The organism is Rhizobium sp. Leaf453 (assembly GCF_001425605.1).
In the GTDB taxonomy this organism is placed as follows: Bacteria; Pseudomonadota; Alphaproteobacteria; order Rhizobiales; family Rhizobiaceae; genus Pararhizobium.
This window is the reverse complement of sequence record NZ_LMRG01000001.1, coordinates 800,728-817,546: the sequence shown is the minus strand read 5'-3', so window position 1 is coordinate 817,546 and position 16,819 is coordinate 800,728. Positions and strand designations below refer to the sequence as shown.

The following is a 16,819-nucleotide window of genomic DNA, read 5'->3' as shown; positions in this document are numbered from 1 at the left end:
CCGATCCATTGATCGTCTTCGATTAGTCTAGCGTTTTGACGTAGTCAGTCGGTGTCTTGCAGACCGGCTGTTTAGTCGGTTTCAATATCGACTTCCTCTACCTCCACATCTTCTTCCTGCTCCTCCTGTTGCATGTTGCCGAGGACGGCGATGCAGAGTGCGATGGCGGCGTTTGCAGCGGTGATATAGGGACCCTTGCCCATCCGGGCCGAGCCGCCCGCATCGTCCCAACTGAGTCCCCCGGACTGCTCCGGCAGGGCTGTTTGCGCAAAAGTGTAGGCGTCGTTCATCAGCTTCGTATAAAAGGGCAGCCGTGTTTCCTTGTTGGCCGGAGTGTGCCACACGGCTGCGCTGGTTTGCCTTTGTGATGCGGGATGGATCTCTACCCTGACACTCCGCGTATAACCGATGAGCAGGCCGATCTCACCGTCGAGGCCTCGGCTCGGCTGCTTCAGGGACGTTAGGCGTTTGATCAGCTCGGCATGTTTCATCGTCGGCTTTCGGTGTTAGGCGAATTGGACGTCTATCGCATCACGGGCATTTTCCATGGACATCGGAGCAAATAGGGCTTTTCGCCTTTCGGCAAGGGGCAATGCGGCGGGCGGCATGGATTGCCTGCCGTATTCGAGTTTTCGCAGGCTCCGACCGGTTTGGCCTCGCAGCCACCAGCTTGACGATCGCTCCCTGCGGCAGGATAGTGTCTGTGCGAACGTTTTTGCGAAGAGGTCTCCATGAGGCGCCGTTTTCACACGATCGTTCACGCTACGGCTGTGGGTCTCGCGTTTGCGACAGCGCCGATCGCAATCAATTCTGACATGCCCGCTCTGTCGAGGCGGCCTCTCATTCCTATTGCCTATTCGCTCTATTGCCTCGACCATCTCGATGAATGCCGGGAAAGCCCGCCAGCCCGCATCGAATATACCAGCGAAGTAAGCGGCTTGCTGCAGCGGGTCAATCGCGACGTCAACCGCGCGATCCAGCCTGTTGAAGAGAGAAGCGATGTCTGGTCGCTGGAGCCGGAAGCGGGCGATTGCGACGATTACGTGATGACGAAACGCAGCAGGCTGATCAAGGCCGGCATTCCCTTGGGTGCGCTGCGCGTCGCGGTGGTGCTCACTCCATCCGGAGCGGGCCATGCGGTCCTGATCGTCAACACGTCGGATGGCGACCTCGTGCTCGACAATATCCGCAAGACCATTGTCCGGCGCGAAGAGGCAGCCTACCATATTCTCAGCCTGACGTGACATGCGGCGTGCCACGGCATGAGCGAGCCGGTACCAGGGAGAAAACCATGAAACCCTTCCGATACGGCGTCGTTTATGCCCTGACCGTTGGCGGCATCGTGACGATCGCGATGATCATCGCCGTCGTTCTTTTTACCAGGATGTAGCAGGCTCTAACGGCGCTGAAGAAGGTCCAGCGTTCTCCGGTCGGGTTCGCCATCGAAAAAGCGCGCGATCGCAGCGCGAAAGGGTGACGGGTCCGTTGCCACCGCTTCAAACAAGGTCATGGAGGAGCGGAACTTAAGGTCGTCCGGATTGCCGAAGATAGAATGGGCCGACTGGCCGGCATGGGCGGCGACGGTTTGCGTGCATTCCACCAGTCTCGCGCCAAGCAGCGGATGGGCGAGATAGGCCGCCGCTTCCTCTCGTCCCGAGATGGCGAAATGCTGCGCCATGAGCGATGAGCCGAGGCCGACAAGTTGCGGGAAGATGAACCACATCCAATGGGTCATTTTCCGGCCATGGGCGAGCTCCGACAGGACCGTGTCATAGATCCCCGCCTGCGCCTCGACGAAACGTTCGAGATGGTAGGGATCCTGCATCGATGGACCTCGTCGCTGGAAGGCCGCGCCGTCTGTCGGCGCGGCGCTGTTCTGCTACCACTTCTGGTGAACGTGCACCTTGATCAGCCGCTCATAGACATCGGCCAGTTGCGAAAGCGCGTCAGCCGACAGCGGTGCAAGGTCGCTTGCCGCGGCATTGGCCTGAGCCTGCGCTTCGTTGCGGGCACCGGGGATGACGACGGATACGGCACTGCGCTGCAGGATCCAGGCGAGCGCGAACTGGGCCATGGTGGCACCTTCCGGCACCAGCGGCCGCACCTGTTCCACGGCTTCCAGCGCAACATCGAGCGGCACGCCGGCGAAGGTTTCGCCGACATCGAAGAATTCGCCGTTGCGATTGAACTTGCGGTGATCGTCATCGGCAAACCTGGTGTCTGCGGTGATCTTGCCTGACAGCAGGCCGGAGGCCAGCGGCACGCGGACGATGATGCCGACATTCTTCTTCTGCGCCTGTTCGAAGAACAGGTCGTGCGGGCGCTGGCGGAATATGTTGTAGATGATCTGGATCGTCGCGACGCCCGGATATTCGATCGCCTTCAGCGCTTCCTCGACGGTGGAGACCGAAACGCCGTAATTGCGGATCTTGCCCTTGACGACGAGATCGTCCAGCGCGCCGAACATCTCCGGACGGTAGAAGACCTCCGTCGGCGGGCAATGAAGCTGGACGAGATCGAGCGTTTCGACGCCGAGATTGGCAAGGCTGCGGTCGATGAAGGCCTCGATATTGGAGCCGGTATAGCCATCGGCCACATGCGGGTTGAGCCGGCGGCCGGCCTTGGTGGCGACGAAGGGTTTTTCGCCGCCGCGCTCCTTCAGCACGGAGGCAATGATCTTTTCCGAGCGGCCATCGCCATAGACATCGGCGGTATCGATGAAGGTGACGCCGGCATCGAGCGCGGCGTTCAGTGCCCGCTTGCCATCGTCCTCCGACACATCGCCCCAGGCGCCGCCGATCTGCCATGCGCCGAAGCCGATTTCGGAAATGGTGGCGCCTGTGCGCCCCAGGGTTCTGTTTTTCATGGGTAGGTTCCTCGCCTGTTATGTCCGGTGGAATTGTATTTAGCCGGGCTTTCTAAGCCGATTGTGACAAAGCTGAAAGTCTATTCGTCATCAAAGCGCATCTCCGCGCGACCCCGCGTCAGATCGCGAACCATGGCCCGGACCGTCTCACGCAGCGGCTTGGCCATTTGCACGTCGAGAATTGCGCCGGTGCCGGTAAAATTCTCCGCCGAGATGATGACACCATTCGAAGCCAGCCGTGCCTTGACGATGGCAAGGTCGGAAAAGTCGCAGGCGATGGTCGCACCGTCGGTCTCGATCACCTCGGTCTTCTCGGCCGCCCGCAGCCCCATCGCCGCCGTCCCACCATAGGCGCGGATCAGCCCGCCGCTGCCCAGCAGGATGCCGCCGAACCAGCGGATGACGACGACGGCGACATGATCCAGCCCCTGGCCATCGATTGCCTGCAGGATCGGTTTGCCGGCAGTGCCGCTCGGCTCGCCGTCATCGTTGAAGCGATAGACCTGACCGATGCGCCAGGCCCAGCAATTGTGGTTTGCCGCCGGATCGGAATGGGCGGCAATGAAATCCTTCGCCTCCTGCTCATCGGACACGGGGCCGTAGATCGCGATGAAGCGGCTCTTCTTGATGTCCTGGCTGAAGGTTTCGGTGGCGCAAAGGGTCAACATGTTGCGCTGATGTAGCCGAGCGGCAGCGTCCCGGCAATTGCTTCAATCACCATCGAAAGCGGTCAGGATCGGGCATGGCCCGGCTTTCCCATGGGCGCAGTCGTGGGCCAGCCGGTGCAGGGCCTTTCGCGCGGCCTGAAGCTCGGCGATCTTCTCATCGAGCGCCACGATGCGCTGGTTGGCAAGGGCGCGCGCCCGTGCCCGGTCCTCGGTGGCGTCGAGGTCGATCAGTTCGCCGATCTGCTCCAGCGTGAAGCCAGCGGCCTGTGCCGAGCGGATGAAACGCAGGCGGCGGATATCGGCTTCGCCATAGCGGCGGACATTGCCGCGCAAGCCACCGCCACCCTCCCGCTCCGGCAGTTCCAACAGGCCGCGTCGCTGGTAATAACGAACGGTCTCCACGCCCACGCCACCTTCGCGCGCCAGCTTTGCAATTGTCATGGTCGACATTCTTGACTCCGTACTATGGTACGGAACCTATATGGGGTGCAGTCACGCAATACCCAACCCCTGAAAGATTGCATCATGTTGAAATCAGCAAGCCGAAAGGCCGTTCTCTACCGGATGGTGATGCCCAAGCACACCTGCCCCTATGGGCTGAAGGCTAAGGATCTTCTGGAACGCGAGGGCTACGAAGTCGAAGACCATTGGCTGAAGACGCGCGAGGAAACCGATGCATTCAAGGCAGAGCATCAGGTGAAAACGACGCCACAAGTTTTCATCGATGGTAGCCGCGTTGGAGGCTATGACGATACGCGGCGCTTCTTCGGCAAGACGGTGCGTGATCCGAAAGCGGTGACCTACCGCCCGGTTCTGGCTGTCTTCGCGATCGCCGCCCTGATGGCGCTGGCGACGAGCTATGCCAGCTTCGGCACGGTCCTGACCATCCGGGCCGCGGAATGGTTCATCGCCTTCTCGATGGCGATCCTGGCCATGCTGAAGCTGCAAGATATCGAGAGCTTTTCGACGATGTTCCTGAACTATGACCTGCTGGCCAAGCGCTGGGTGCGCTACGGCTACGTCTATCCGTTCGCCGAGGCCGGCGCCGGTATCCTGATGATCGCCGGCGCCCTGAACTGGATTTCCATCCCCGTCGCGCTGTTCATCGGCACGATTGGTGCAGTCTCCGTCTTCAAGGCCGTCTATATCGACAAGCGAGAGCTGAAATGCGCCTGTGTCGGCGGCGGCAGCAACGTGCCGCTCGGTTTCATCTCGCTGACGGAAAACCTGATGATGATCGCCATGGCGGTATGGATGCTGGTGATGTCGGTGTCGGCGGGGCATATGGGATGAGACTCGTGTCAAGGCTATTGCGCGTATGGTAGTCCTCTCCCCAAACCCCTCCCCACAAGGGGGAGGGGCTTAGCCTGCCGCCCTGTCCGTGGTCGGAAACGGGCCTCTCCCCCCTTGTGGGGGAGATGGCCGACAGGCCAGAGAGGGATTTTTTCTTACGTAACGGGCTCGTCCCCTGACGCCTTAAACGATCAACTCAACCATCGACATCCACCGCAAGCGTGATGTGCTTCTCAACCTCCAGTTCGGCCAGCCGGCTTTCCAGCGCCGCCCGGATCGAGGCATAGCTGCCGCTACCGAGCGCCAGCCGTTTCGGCGCGACCGGACGGTCGGCGGCCTCTATCATCGCCATGCTCATCTTGACCGGGTCGCCATTGGCGACGAACGCGCCCGACGTGACGGCTCGGCGAATTTCGCCGGCAGGCGTATCGTCATAGACGGCCATCGGCGGCGGGCTGACGATGCCCTTGGCGAAGTCGGTGCGGGACGGGCCGGGCTCGACCAGGGTGAACTGGATGCCGAAAGGCGCCACCTCCAGTGACACTGCCTCGACGAAGCCATCGATTGCCCATTTGCTCGTGTGGTAGAGGCTGAAATTCGGATAGACGATCTGCCCGCCTTCGGACGAGACCTGCAGGATACGTCCGCCACCCTGGGCGCGCAGATGTGGCAGGGCGGCGCGGATCACCTGGATCGAGCCGATTACATTGGTGTCGAGCTGGTGCCGGATCTGTTCGTCGGTTGCTTCCTCGGCGGCGCCGAACAGGCCGTAGCCGGCATTGCTGACGATGACGTCGATGCGCCCGAAAAACGCGAAGGCCTCGTCGATGGCCCGGCGAACTGCCGCCGTGTCGGTAACATCAAGCTGCGCCACGTGCAGGCTGTCGCCATGCGCCGCCTTCAGGTTGTCGAGCGCCTTCACCTTGCGCAACGTGGCAAACACGCGGTCGCCGCGCGCCAGAAGCTTTTCGGTCATGATCCGGCCGAAGCCGGATGAGGTGCCGGTGATGAACCAGGTCTTTTGCATCGTAGTCTCCTCTGTGTTCGCCGCGATCTGCAGCGTCGATAAGGAGAAGATAAGCGAATCAATTCATGTTACTATCGGCGCAATATTGGATGTGTTGGTGAAAATAACCCATGAATAGCAAGCCCGCCCTCGGCGATCTCACCGCCTTTGCCGCCATTGTCCGCCATGCCAGCTTCCGCAAGGCGGCGGATGAACTCGGCCTGTCGCCCTCGACGCTCAGCCATATGATGCGGACGCTGGAGGCGAACATGGGCGTGCGCCTTCTGCATCGAACCACCCGCAGCGTGTCGCCCACCGAGGCTGGAGACCGGCTGGTGACGCGGCTGCAGCCGGTGCTGCGCGATCTCGACCGGGCGCTGGAGGAGGTGGAGGTGTTCCGTGATCGCCCCAGCGGAACGCTGCGCATCAACACCAGCGAGATCGCCGGCCGCGTCCTGATGAAGACCGTCGTCCCGGCCTTCCTCGCACGGTTTCCGGACATGGTCTTGGATATGGTCACGGAAGGCCGTCTGGTCGATATCGTCGCCGAGGGCTTCGACGCTGGCGTGCGGCTGGGCGAGGCGGTGCCGCAGGACATGATCGCCGTGCGCTTCGGCGGCAAGGCGCGGTTCATCACCGTCGCCTCTCCCAATTATCTCGCTCACCACAATGCACCGCAGACACCGGATGACCTGAAACACCACACCTGCATCCGCTTCCGCATGCCAAGCGGCAAGCTGTTCCGCTGGGAGTTCGAAAAACACGGGCAGGAACTGAACATCGACGTCTCCGGCGCGCTGATGCTCGACCATCTCGACCTGATGTGCGAGGCGGCGGCGCAGGGGCTGGGCATCGCCTATGTCTCGGACAAGGCGGCCGAGGCCTATCTCCGCGAGGGCCGGCTCGTCACCGTCCTCAACGACTGGTGCCCGGCGATCCCCGGCCTGTTCCTCTACTATCCCGGCCACCGGCATGTGCCGCCGGGGCTCAGGGCGTTCATCGATGTGATGAGGGGGGTGGGGTGAAGGCTTGAGATCGTCTTGCAGATGACGAGGGTTCGCGAAATCATATCGGTTAGCGCGAGACGTCGTTATACTGCGATAAAAGAAAAAATGGCGCCCGTGCGTTGGTCTACCAAAAACGAGATCCGTCAAATGTTAACAGAAGAAAAATACAATACTCTGCTTCAGAGCATCTTAATGGTCCATACTCAGCCCGCGTTATCGCAACTGAATGCCATCAAGCAATCACTTCCAAAACAAGCGCGGCAATTTGAGATCGGGATTCATCCGGGACAAGATGGAGAGGGTTTCTTTGATGTTGTCGTCCATTTGGATGGGCCTGACCTTTATGTGCTCAACAAGGCAATACAGCCCTACCGCGTCTTATTCTCGGTTAAATGTATTGATGGTCGGATGCAGCCAGATGTTCCCATGTTTGATCCTGGTGAAACCTTGTTCTGCGTGAACGACGTTATTGTGGATGTCTGCATGACGTGGGTAGAAAAGCTCTGGTCGCAAAGCGGGGGTGTCGGCCTGCCTGGCTATGTGTTTGGGGAAGAAGGCTACGGAACTATATCGCGTAAACCGCTGCTTCCATAAGTCCTGCCCCAATGTGCTCACAGTGTCTTCAGAATGATAATCTTTGGCAGCCTTGGCCGCTTGCGGTCATTTAATCAGATGAGGGAGGGCGTTGCCTCCCCTCACGGAAAATTTTCCTCACCCAATAGACATCAAGCTCGCATTCCCCCCGGCAGCCGCCGTGTTGACGCTGGTGGAAACTTCCTCCAACAGCCAGTTGAGGCAATAGGCGTCCGGGTTTCGCTCGAGTTCTGCCGAGGATGCAGCCTGGACGAGGACGAGCGGGCCGGGCAGGGCGGCGATCTTTTTGTTGGCGGCGCGAACGCGGCTTGCCTCCCCTTCGATCAGCGCGCCGGCGAAGGGCACGTCCATGCGCCAGTCGGCGGTATAGGAGACGCGGGCGGCAACAGTTGCCGGCAGGGTCGAGAGCGCTTCCTTGAGGCCGGACGTGGTGTCGACCACGGCGGTGTTGCCGGTTGCGAAGACGGCCGCCAGCTGGCGGTAGAGACCGTCGGCCGTTTCCGGTGCGAGCAGGATGCGGCCGCGCGGATGCAGGGCATAGATGTTGCGCTCGCCGACGGGGCCGTCGAGCTCCGTCGTCAGGCCGAGGGCCGACTGGCTGCCGGTTTCGCGGGCTTCCACCGCCTGCGCCTTCAGTCCCTTGCTGTCCAGCCAGCGGGCGAAATCGAGCAGGACCGGATCGGTATGCACCGAGGCGTGCTGCGGCGGCACCGGCGGCGTGGTAACGAGACGGCCGAGATAGAGCGGGCCGCCGGCCTTCGGGCCTGTCCCCGAGAGACCGCGTCCGCCGAACGGCTGCACGCCGACGACGGCGCCGATGATGTTGCGGTTCACATAGAGATTGCCGGCCTTCACCCGCGAGGTGACATGCGCGATCGTCTCGTCGAGGCGCGTATGCAGGCCGAAGGTGAGACCGTAACCGGTGGCGTTGATATCGTCGATCAGCCGGTCGAGATCGTCGCGCTCGTAGCGCAGGACATGCAGGACCGGACCGAAGACCTCGCGCTTCAGATCGGAAAGCTGCTTCAGCTCGATGATCGTCGGCGGCACGAAGGTACCCTCAGCCGTGGCCGGCGACAGGGCGATCTGCTCGACCTTGGCGCCGATGCCGCGCATGGCCTCGATATGCTTTTCGATGATGCCTTTGGCTTCCGCCGTGATCACCGGCCCGACATCGACGGCGAGGCGATCGGTGCGGCCGATATCGAGTTCGTGCAGCGCACCCTTCAGCATGGTCAGAACGCGGTCGGCGACATCGTCCTGCAGGCACAGAACGCGCAGCGCCGAGCAGCGCTGGCCGGCGCTGTCGAAGGCCGACGCGATGACATCGCCGACGACCTGTTCGGCAAGGGCCGAGCTGTCAACAATCATGGCGTTCTGGCCACCGGTTTCGGCGATCAACGGGATCGGCTTGCCGGATGGCGACAGGCGATCGGCGAGCTGCGCCTGGATCAGGCGAGCGACCTCGGTCGAGCCGGTGAACATCACGCCGGCAATGTTCGGCGCGCCGACAAGGGCAGCACCGACGCGCCCATCACCCGGCAGCAGTTGCAGCGCTTCCGGCGGAATGCCAGCCTCGTGCAGGATGCGCACACCTTCGGCGGCAATCAGCGGGGTCTCTTCGGCGGGCTTGGCCAGCACCGGATTGCCGGCGACGAGGGCGGCCGTGATCTGGCCGGCAAAGATCGCCAGCGGAAAATTCCACGGGCTGATGCAGACGATCGGACCGAGCGCTTGGTGGGCAGGGCCAAACGTACGGGTCGCCTGTTCGGCATAGTAGCGCAGGAAATCGATGGCTTCTCGAACTTCGGCAATGGCGTTCGGCAGCGACTTGCCGGCCTCACGGACGATCAGGCCGAGCAGCGTCGGCATGCGGGCCTGCATCAGGTCGGCGGCGCGCACCAGGCATTGGGCGCGCTCGGCGGGCGCGACAGTGCTCCACTTTGCACCCTCGGCCAGCGCGATCTCGACTGCGCGGCGGGCATCGTCCTCGGCGGTCTCGACGACGGAACCGACGACATCGCGGTGATCGCCGGGGTTCAGCACCGGGCGCGCTTCGCCGCGCAGCTTTTCGGCGCAGAGATGCGGCGCCGCCGTCCAGTCGATGGCAGCGCTCGCCTTCAGCGCATCCGAGAGCATCGACAACGAATTTTCGTTGGAGAGGTCCAGGCCCGCCGAATTGCTGCGGCCGGCATAGAGATCGACCGGCAGCTTGATCCGGTCGTGCTGCGCGCCCATGACCAGCATGGACCGTACGGCATCGACCGGGTCGGCGATCAGCTCGTCGATGGAGACGGCCGGATCGGCGATGCGGTTGACGAAGGAGGAATTGGCGCCGTTTTCCAAGAGGCGGCGGACGAGATAGGCGAGCAGTGTCTCATGGGTTCCAACAGGCGCATAGATGCGGCAGGGACGGTCGAGATTGGCCTTGCCGACCACCTCGTCATAGAGCGGTTCGCCCATGCCGTGCAGGCACTGGAACTCGTATTTGCCGACCTTGAAATCGGAGCCGGCCATTTCGTAGATCGTCGCCAGCGACTGGGCATTGTGGGTGGCGAACTGCGGGAAGATGACATCGGTCGCATCCAGCAGCTTGCGGGCGCAGGCGATGTAGGAAATGTCGGTGTAGATCTTGCGGGTATAGACCGGGAAACCATCGAGGCCGTCGACTTGGGCGCGCTTGATCTCGGCATCCCAATAGGCGCCCTTGACGAGGCGCACCATCATCCGGTGACCGGAGCGACGGGCGAGGTCGATGATGAAATCGAGCACGAAGGGGCAGCGCTTGCCATAGGCCTGGACGACGAAGCCCATGCCGTTCCAGCCGGACAAAGCGGGGTCGAGGCGCAGGGCTTCGAGGAGATCCAGCGACAGTTCCAGCCGGTCGGCTTCCTCGGCATCGATGTTGAGACCGATATCGTAGCTCTTGGCAATCAGCGCCAGCGCCTTCACCTTCGGCAACAATTCGCTCATGACGCGGGCCGACTGGGCGCGGACATAACGCGGATGCAGGGCCGACAGCTTGATCGAGATGCCGGGGCCTTCATGGATGCCGCGGCCGGCGGAAGCCTTGCCGATCGCGTGGATGGCGTTCTCGTAGTCCGCATAATAGCGCTTGGCGTCGGCGGCCGTCGTCGCGGCTTCGCCCAGCATGTCGTAGGAATAGCGGAAACCCCGGGCTTCCAGCGGCTTGGAGCGCTTGATCGCCTCGTCGATCGTCTCGCCGGTGACGAACTGCTCGCCCATCATGCGCATGGCCATGTCGACGCCGCGCCGGATCACCGGTTCGCCGGCGCGGGCGATCAGGCGGGTCAAGGCGGCGGAGAGGCTGCGGTCGTTGACGGTGGAGGTCAGCTTGCCGGTGACGACGAGGCCCCAGGTGGCGGCATTGACGAACAGCGACTTGCCGCCGCCGATATGGGACTTCCAGTCTCCCTCGGAAATCTTGTCGCGGATCAGCGCATCGCGGGTCGCGGTGTCTGGAATGCGCAGCAGCGCTTCGGCCAGGCACATCAGCGCCACGCCTTCCTGGCTCGACAGCGAATATTCATGCACCAGCCCCTCGACGCCCGAGCCCTTGTGCTTGGCACGCAGTGCGGTGATCAGCTTGCGGGCGGTCGTCTGGGCGCGCGAACGGACGTCTTCAGGCAGGGTGGCGGCGGCAACCAGTGGCGGCAGGCATTCGGTTTCCGGCCGGCGATAGGCGGCGGTGATCGCTTGGCGCAGCGGCGTTTGCTCGGCAATCGGTGGGGCAAAATGGTCGAAGGCAGCGGGCGCGGTCTCGGTGGTCTGTTGCAGGTGCGGCTGGCTCATCGAATCATCCCTCTTCGAAACTGTCGGGCGCGCGGACGAGGCCCGGATATGATGGGCGCAAATTAGGTCAGAGGTCGCCGGATGACCATCCGGTAAAATAACGGTTCGTCCGGATGTTTCACCGAAAACAGTTGCGCTTGCCGCGAGAGATGCGGCGATCGAGAAATCACGCCGGACGATCGGAGGTCAGAGCATGACCTTTTGCGACAGTGCATGGCGCGCCATCAGGCATTCGTCATCCCCCGGCATGCAGGTGCGACAGACGATCGGCCGGACCACGTAGATCTTGCAGCCGACATGGACGCCGAGCGTGCCGTCCAGTGCCGAACAGCGATTGTCCGCGCAACGCATGCCGCCCAGATCGGCCGAAACAAACTCCGCCGGGATTTTCTCCAATTCCTCGTCCGTTTCCAGCGAAAAACGCGGCCAGTCCTCGGAATAGCTGCAGCATGCGCCACAACTCTGGCAATCGAAATCTTCTGTGGGAACGGCAATGGTCATGGGCAGGAAGGGTAGCGGAAATTGCGGGGGAACGGAATGGCTGACGTCACCATGGTAACGCATTGACGAGCCTTGAACGAGCTCAACCGTCTTGTTACGACTGGATCTCGTCACAACGATACGAAGACCCAGTGTTGATGCTCACTGAAAAACAGCGCGGAGTGTTCTGGGGCATGATGGGTGGCTTGGCTTCTGCCTTGCTCGCTGTGTCAGTCTCGATCGTTTTTGCGCCTGGCGCGCTCCTTCCGGAAAGTACCGACGCCGTCTCGGCAATTGTTCATACGCTTCAATGGGACGTCCTGGTGGTGGTGTGGCTTGCCGCATCCATAGCCGCTCTTGCGCGCCATCGGTTCTTCACGCCTTCGGATATCGATGGCAGCGGGCTTTCCGAAGGGACGTCCACCGCCAAGGTGCTCCAGTCGGTTCTCCAGAATTCCCTGGAGCAGGTGGTTCTCGCGCTTGCGACCCATCTCATCTGGGCAGCCGTTATGCCGTGGCGCTGGCAGGCTGCGGTCCCGGTGGCTGCCATCCTGTTTTTTGCCGGCCGCATGCTCTTTTGGCGCGGCTATGCGCGCGGCGCTCCAGCACGCGCCCTCGGCTTCGCGCTCACATTTTACCCTACGGTCGTGATGCTTTTCCTGATCCTCGTGAATCGCGTCTGGACGTTTTTTACCGGTTGATTGTCGGGCCCTGGGCCGCCTCACGCCACCGCCGCTTCCCTGACCGCAATCTCGTAATCCTCCGTGTGCACCAAAACGCCGGTGTCCGTCAGGACGACGATGCCATAGGCGGCGGGTTCGTCGACAGAGAGGGAGGCGTCGGGCGAATGGAAGGGCATGGGCTGCTGGTGGACCGGGCTCTTGAAAACCGAGAACGGAATGCCGCGGCTGGAACCGGAAATCGTCCGATGGACATGGCCGGCAAAGATGTGGAGGACGTTGCCGTAGCGTTTCACCAGGTCGTAAAATTCCACCTCGTTGACCAGACGGATCATGTCCATGCCGGTAAAGCCCGTCGCATGCGGTGGGTGGTGCATGAACAGCATGACGGGCTTCTCCCCCGCGCTTTCCAGTTGCTCGTCGAGCCAGCCCAGCCGGGCATCGCAAAGCAGGCCGGCATGGCTGTTGGGATAGGAATAGGGCGGCGCAAACAGCGTGTCGAGGAGAAGCACCCGGCAGTCGGGGAAATCGATGGCCTGCTGGACGAAGCCATTTTCGTCGGTTGGACAGGTCTTGAACGTCTCCAGAAAGACGTCGCGCCGGTCATGGTTGCCGATGGTAATGGCAATCGGCGGCACGAAACGGTCAAGCAACCCCTTCAGGCGTTCGTAGGAAGCCCGGTCGGCCCTGTGTGTCAGGTCCCCCATGAAGATCACCCGGTCCGCATCGGCATGGTAGCGGTTGACATGATCGATCCCGGCGGCCAGCCGCTGAAACGGATCAAGCCCGATGATCGACTTGCCCTCTGGCACCATATGCAGGTCGGTGAAGACGATCAGCTTTGTCATGTGGGGAAATCCGGTTGAGAAAGGAAGGGCTAATGAACGTCCCAAGGCTGTCGGTACAACCTTGCCGGGTCAAGCAACATAATTGGGAGAATGGGATCAGGGCGTGATTTCGAACAGCGCGTCGTCATAGCCGACGCCAGCGCCGTTCTCGACCAATGTCCGAAGAAGCAGACAATCCTGTTTCGCGACGACGGCGCGCAAGGTCAGGCCCGTGCGGATATAGGCAACGACATCGCCGGCGGCCGCACGGCGCGGCAAGGGATTGGATGTTGATTCTGTCGCTGGATGAGTAAGCAATAGGTTACCCACTGCAGGCGAGCGCAGCACATCCGGCCCGACGGTTCCGGCCGGCTGCGGTTCGGCGGCTTCGATATTGCTCTCGCTGCCGAGCGTGAGATGAAGCTCGGTAGAACCGTGCTCATAGTCGAAGACAGCAATGCCATGCCGTTCCATCAGCGTGATGATGCGCCCGATATCCTCGCTCGTCATGGCGTCAGGCGCTCCGGGCAATGGTGAATAGCGGCACGCCTGCCGCCACTGCTGCGCCGTCCTCAAGATGGATGGCGGTGATGGTTCCGGCGCAATCGGCCTCCACCGGGTTCATCATCTTCATCGCCTCGATGATCGCGAGCTTGCGGCCGTCCTCGACGGTGTCACCGACCTGAACGAAGGGCAGCTCGCCGGGCAGCGGCGAGCGGTAGAATGTGCCGGGCAGGCCGGCGACAACGACGTGGTCCTTCGACTTGACCGATGAGGCAGACGCCGGCGCGCTTGCGTTTCCATCCGTTGCGGAAGCCGATGCGGCGCTTGACGCCTGTGCCCTGGCGGGTTGCGTGGCGGTTTTCGACAGGCGGATGCGCATGCCGTTTTCGCTGACTTCCAGCTCGTTGACATCGGAGCTTTCGAGAAGCCGCATCAGTCGTTCGATAAGGTCGAGATCCATGATTTCTTCGCTTTCGCCCGGCATCAGGACAGGAAGTTCTTCACCGCGATGCCATCGGCCTCAAGGCCTTGGCGAACGGTCGCGGCGATGGTGACGGCGGCGGGTGTGTCGCTGTGGACGCAAATCGAATCGATCGGTGTCGCGATGCTTTTGCCGGTGATGGTTTCGATCGCACCGGCGCGCACCATGCGGATGACGCGGGCGGCGGCCTCGGCGGGATCGTGGATGACGGAGCCGGCGATCTTGCGATCGACGAGATAGCCTTCCTCGGTATAGGCACGGTCGGCAAAGATTTCCGAGGCCGTTTTCAGACCCATCTCGTTCGCCTGCCGCTGCTGGTGACCGAGCGCAATCACCAAGCAAATCAGCGAGGAATCGACTGCCTTGATGGCGCGGTTAACGGCCATCGCCACCTCGGCATTCTGCTGGGTGAGATTGCCGAGCGCGCCATGGGCCTTCACATGGGTGATCGGGTGTCCGGCATAGGCTGACATCGCCTGTGCCGCGCCGATCTGATAGGCGACGAGGCGCTCGATCTCGCCGGGCGTGAAGGGAATATTGCGGCGGCCGAAGCCCCAGAGATCGGGAAAGCCGGGATGCGCGCCGACCGCCACGCCGCGTTCCCTGGCCAGCGCAAAGGTCGTCGCCATGATCTCCGGATCGCCGCCGTGGAAGCCACAGGCAATGTTGGCAGAGGTAACGATCTTCAGGATCGCATCGTCATCGCCCATCCGGTAGGCGCCGAAGCCTTCGGCCATGTCGGAATTGAGGTCGATGCTCAAGGGTTTGGTGTTCAACGGTTTTCCAGTTTTTGCAGGAATGATTTGCCCCGATCCTAGCCGATATGCCGGGTGCTGGGAATAATGCCGGTCTGCTTCCAACCACGGAATCCGTGCTACTGATGCGGCAGCGGCTAGGCAAACCAGAAAAGCTGATATATCACGATGGCGTCGAAATTCTCGTAGCGGAAATCCCTTTGACCGAGATTGTCTCTCCCAGATTGAGCATGGAAGGCGCCGGCGCGATCCTCCTCGATGCGGCCGGTGCGGTGTTTTCCGATGCCGTCCAAGCGCGAATCTGGGCGGTTGCCGCTGCCATGGCGGCGCTGGATGGCGTTGCCGAGACGGTTCCCGGCATGAACAACCTGATGATCGTGTTCGATCCGCTGGCGCTGGCACCGGTGAAGGCTGAAAAGCAGTTGCTGGAGGCATGGCTCACGGTGGTGCCGGATGCCGTGGCAGGCCGCGATGTCGATATCCCCGTCGTCTATGGCGGCGAGACGGGTGAGGATCTGGTTTCGCTGGCAAATCACGCAGGTCTGAGTGTCGAAGAGGTGGTTCGCCGCCATTCCGATGCCGTCTATTCCGTTGCTGCTGTGGGGGCCATGCCGGGCTTCGTCTATCTGTCGGGGCTCGATCCACAACTCGCCATGCCGCGCCGGGCGGTGCCGCGCATGAAGGTTGAGATCGGCTCGGTGATCATCGGTGGTGCGCAGGCCGGCATCATGCCCTGCACGGCACCTTCCGGCTGGCACATTATCGGCCGGACGGAGGTTCCCCTGTTCGATCCGCTGCGCGATCCGCCTGCCGCCTGCCGCCCCGGTGACCGCATCCGCTTTCGCGTCGTCGAGGTGAAGGCATGATCGAAATCCTCTCCACCGGCGCGGTCAATTCCGTGCAGGATCTCGGCCGCACCGGCTATCTCGACGCCGGCGTCGGTCGCTCCGGCGCCATGGATTTGCCTGCACTCGAAGTGGCCAACCTGCTTGCTGGTAACGATCGGCATGCGGCCGGCATCGAGATTGCTCTGTTTCCATTCCGGTTGCGGTTCGAACGCGATACGGTTTTTGCGTTTGCCGGTGCCGATTGCCCGGCACGGATTGGCGACCGTGAGGTGCCGGGCTGGTGGGCGATGAATGCCGTGGCAGGCGACGTTCTGACGCTCGGCCTGCCGCGTTCCGGCGCCCGTGCGGTCCTGGCGTTCCAGGGTGGCATCGATGTTCCGCTCGTGCTCGGTTCGCGGGCCACCGATTTGAAGAGTGCCTTCGGTGGACTGGAGGGGCGTGGCCTCAATCGCGGCGACCGGCTGTCGCTGGTGGATGGGCCGCGCAAGCGGTTGAAGATGGAAGCGGGTTTCGGCGCCGACCCCACCGGGCTGCGCGGGCCTGCTATCGGCAAGGATGATCCGGTCGTCATGCGCGTCCTGCCCAGTGCGGAATATGATACGTTTACAGCGGAAGCGATCGACCATTTCACGCAGGCGGAGTGGTCGATTACCAATGACGCCAATCGCATGGGCTATCGCCTCAGCGGCCCCGACCTGCAGCTGACGCGCAAGCTGGAACTGTTCTCGCACGGCATCATGCCCGGCACGGTGCAGGTGCCGCCGAACGGCCAGCCGATCATCCAGCTTGCGGAAGCCAATACCTGCGGCGGCTATCCTAAAATCGCGAATGTGATCGAGGCGGACCTGTGGAAGCTGGCGCAGGCGCCGGTCGGCGCACGGCTGCGGTTTGAAATGACTGATCGCGATACGGCCGTCGCGGCGCTGGCGAAGGAGCGGGCGTTCATGACCGACCTTGCCGCCGCCGCAAGCCTGATGCGCGGCTGGATGTAATTCCT

Annotated in this window: 19 protein-coding genes; 7 read left to right on the top strand and 12 right to left on the bottom strand. The window is 62.2% G+C overall.

Going from position 1 to position 16,819, the window contains the following annotated elements; translation table 11 throughout:
- Positions 1-71: 71 nt before the first annotated feature.
- Positions 72-491 (bottom strand): hypothetical protein, encoded by a 420-nt coding sequence (locus tag ASG68_RS03935; RefSeq protein ID WP_062582965.1) that lies wholly within the window; start codon positions 489-491, stop codon positions 72-74.
- Between the two features lie 240 nt (positions 492-731).
- On the opposite strand from ASG68_RS03935, the gene ASG68_RS03930 reads away from it, so the two are divergent.
- Positions 732-1,244 carry a transglutaminase-like cysteine peptidase gene (locus tag ASG68_RS03930; RefSeq protein WP_062582968.1) on the top strand — a complete coding sequence of 171 codons (513 nt, stop codon included), beginning with the start codon at positions 732-734 and terminating at the stop codon, positions 1,242-1,244.
- Between the two features lie 152 nt (positions 1,245-1,396).
- Here the strand turns inward: ASG68_RS03930 and ASG68_RS03925 are convergent, their stop codons facing one another.
- The 4 genes from ASG68_RS03925 to ASG68_RS03910 form a co-directional block, all read right to left on the bottom strand.
- Positions 1,397-1,825 (bottom strand): DUF1810 domain-containing protein, encoded by a 429-nt coding sequence (locus ASG68_RS03925; RefSeq protein ID WP_062582970.1) that lies wholly within the window; start codon positions 1,823-1,825, stop codon positions 1,397-1,399.
- Between the two features lie 54 nt (positions 1,826-1,879).
- Positions 1,880-2,866: an aldo/keto reductase gene (locus tag ASG68_RS03920; RefSeq protein WP_062582971.1), complete on the bottom strand. Its 987-nt coding sequence runs from the start codon at positions 2,864-2,866 to the stop codon at positions 1,880-1,882.
- Positions 2,867-2,946: 80 nt separating this feature from the next.
- A complete protein-coding gene (locus ASG68_RS03915; RefSeq protein ID WP_062582973.1) occupies positions 2,947-3,534 on the bottom strand; it encodes an IMPACT family protein in 588 nt (195 codons plus the stop codon).
- Between the two features lie 42 nt (positions 3,535-3,576).
- The gene (locus ASG68_RS03910; protein WP_062582976.1) at positions 3,577-3,984 is read right to left on the bottom strand and encodes a MerR family DNA-binding protein; all 408 of its coding nucleotides are present in this window, start codon (positions 3,982-3,984) and stop codon (positions 3,577-3,579) included.
- Positions 3,985-4,059: 75 nt separating this feature from the next.
- Here ASG68_RS03910 and ASG68_RS03905 point away from each other — a divergent pair, with 75 nt between their 5' ends.
- A complete protein-coding gene (locus tag ASG68_RS03905; RefSeq protein WP_062582977.1) occupies positions 4,060-4,827 on the top strand; it encodes a MauE/DoxX family redox-associated membrane protein in 768 nt (255 codons plus the stop codon).
- A 196-nt stretch (positions 4,828-5,023) separates the two neighbouring features.
- Here ASG68_RS03905 and ASG68_RS03900 read toward each other — a convergent pair whose 3' ends face one another.
- Positions 5,024-5,854, bottom strand: coding sequence for an SDR family oxidoreductase (locus ASG68_RS03900; protein WP_062609137.1), 831 nt, complete (start codon positions 5,852-5,854; stop codon positions 5,024-5,026).
- Between the two features lie 110 nt (positions 5,855-5,964).
- Between ASG68_RS03900 and ASG68_RS03895 the strand changes: the two genes are divergently transcribed.
- Positions 5,965-6,858: a LysR family transcriptional regulator gene (locus tag ASG68_RS03895; RefSeq protein WP_062582981.1), complete on the top strand. Its 894-nt coding sequence runs from the start codon at positions 5,965-5,967 to the stop codon at positions 6,856-6,858.
- A gap of 21 nt (positions 6,859-6,879) precedes the next feature.
- Positions 6,880-7,434 carry a DUF6389 family protein gene (locus ASG68_RS03890; protein ID WP_082478468.1) on the top strand — a complete coding sequence of 185 codons (555 nt, stop codon included), beginning with the start codon at positions 6,880-6,882 and terminating at the stop codon, positions 7,432-7,434.
- 117 nt (positions 7,435-7,551) lie between these two features.
- Here ASG68_RS03890 and putA read toward each other — a convergent pair whose 3' ends face one another.
- Positions 7,552-11,247, bottom strand: coding sequence for a trifunctional transcriptional regulator/proline dehydrogenase/L-glutamate gamma-semialdehyde dehydrogenase (putA, locus tag ASG68_RS03885; RefSeq protein ID WP_062582983.1), 3,696 nt, complete (start codon positions 11,245-11,247; stop codon positions 7,552-7,554).
- 186 nt (positions 11,248-11,433) lie between these two features.
- Entirely contained in the window at positions 11,434-11,748 is a 315-nt protein-coding gene (locus ASG68_RS03880) for a YkgJ family cysteine cluster protein (RefSeq protein ID WP_062583666.1), read from the bottom strand.
- A gap of 62 nt (positions 11,749-11,810) precedes the next feature.
- On the opposite strand from ASG68_RS03880, the gene ASG68_RS03875 reads away from it, so the two are divergent.
- Positions 11,811-12,428, top strand: coding sequence for an MAPEG family protein (locus ASG68_RS03875; protein WP_200943307.1), 618 nt, complete (start codon positions 11,811-11,813; stop codon positions 12,426-12,428).
- A gap of 20 nt (positions 12,429-12,448) precedes the next feature.
- Here ASG68_RS03875 and ASG68_RS03870 read toward each other — a convergent pair whose 3' ends face one another.
- The 4 genes from ASG68_RS03870 to ASG68_RS03855 all read right to left on the bottom strand — a co-directional run bounded on the left by ASG68_RS03870 (position 12,449) and on the right by ASG68_RS03855 (position 14,995).
- Positions 12,449-13,255 carry a phosphodiesterase gene (locus ASG68_RS03870; protein WP_062582986.1) on the bottom strand — a complete coding sequence of 269 codons (807 nt, stop codon included), beginning with the start codon at positions 13,253-13,255 and terminating at the stop codon, positions 12,449-12,451.
- A 96-nt stretch (positions 13,256-13,351) separates the two neighbouring features.
- The gene (locus tag ASG68_RS03865; RefSeq protein ID WP_062582988.1) at positions 13,352-13,744 is read right to left on the bottom strand and encodes a hypothetical protein; all 393 of its coding nucleotides are present in this window, start codon (positions 13,742-13,744) and stop codon (positions 13,352-13,354) included.
- A 4-nt stretch (positions 13,745-13,748) separates the two neighbouring features.
- Positions 13,749-14,222 (bottom strand): acetyl-CoA carboxylase biotin carboxyl carrier protein, encoded by a 474-nt coding sequence (gene accB, locus ASG68_RS03860; RefSeq protein WP_062582990.1) that lies wholly within the window; start codon positions 14,220-14,222, stop codon positions 13,749-13,751.
- Positions 14,222-14,995 (bottom strand): LamB/YcsF family protein, encoded by a 774-nt coding sequence (locus ASG68_RS03855; protein ID WP_082478467.1) that lies wholly within the window; start codon positions 14,993-14,995, stop codon positions 14,222-14,224. Before ASG68_RS03855 ends, accB begins: the two co-directional genes overlap by 1 nt.
- Positions 14,996-15,174: 179 nt before the next feature.
- Between ASG68_RS03855 and pxpB the strand changes: the two genes are divergently transcribed.
- Together pxpB and ASG68_RS03845 are read left to right on the top strand one after the other, a co-directional pair.
- A complete protein-coding gene (gene pxpB, locus ASG68_RS03850) occupies positions 15,175-15,840 on the top strand; it encodes a 5-oxoprolinase subunit PxpB (protein WP_244484084.1) in 666 nt (221 codons plus the stop codon).
- Positions 15,837-16,814: a biotin-dependent carboxyltransferase family protein gene (locus ASG68_RS03845; RefSeq protein ID WP_062582991.1), complete on the top strand. Its 978-nt coding sequence runs from the start codon at positions 15,837-15,839 to the stop codon at positions 16,812-16,814. The genes pxpB and ASG68_RS03845 overlap by 4 nt, the downstream gene beginning before the upstream one ends.
- Positions 16,815-16,819 lie beyond the last annotated feature (5 nt).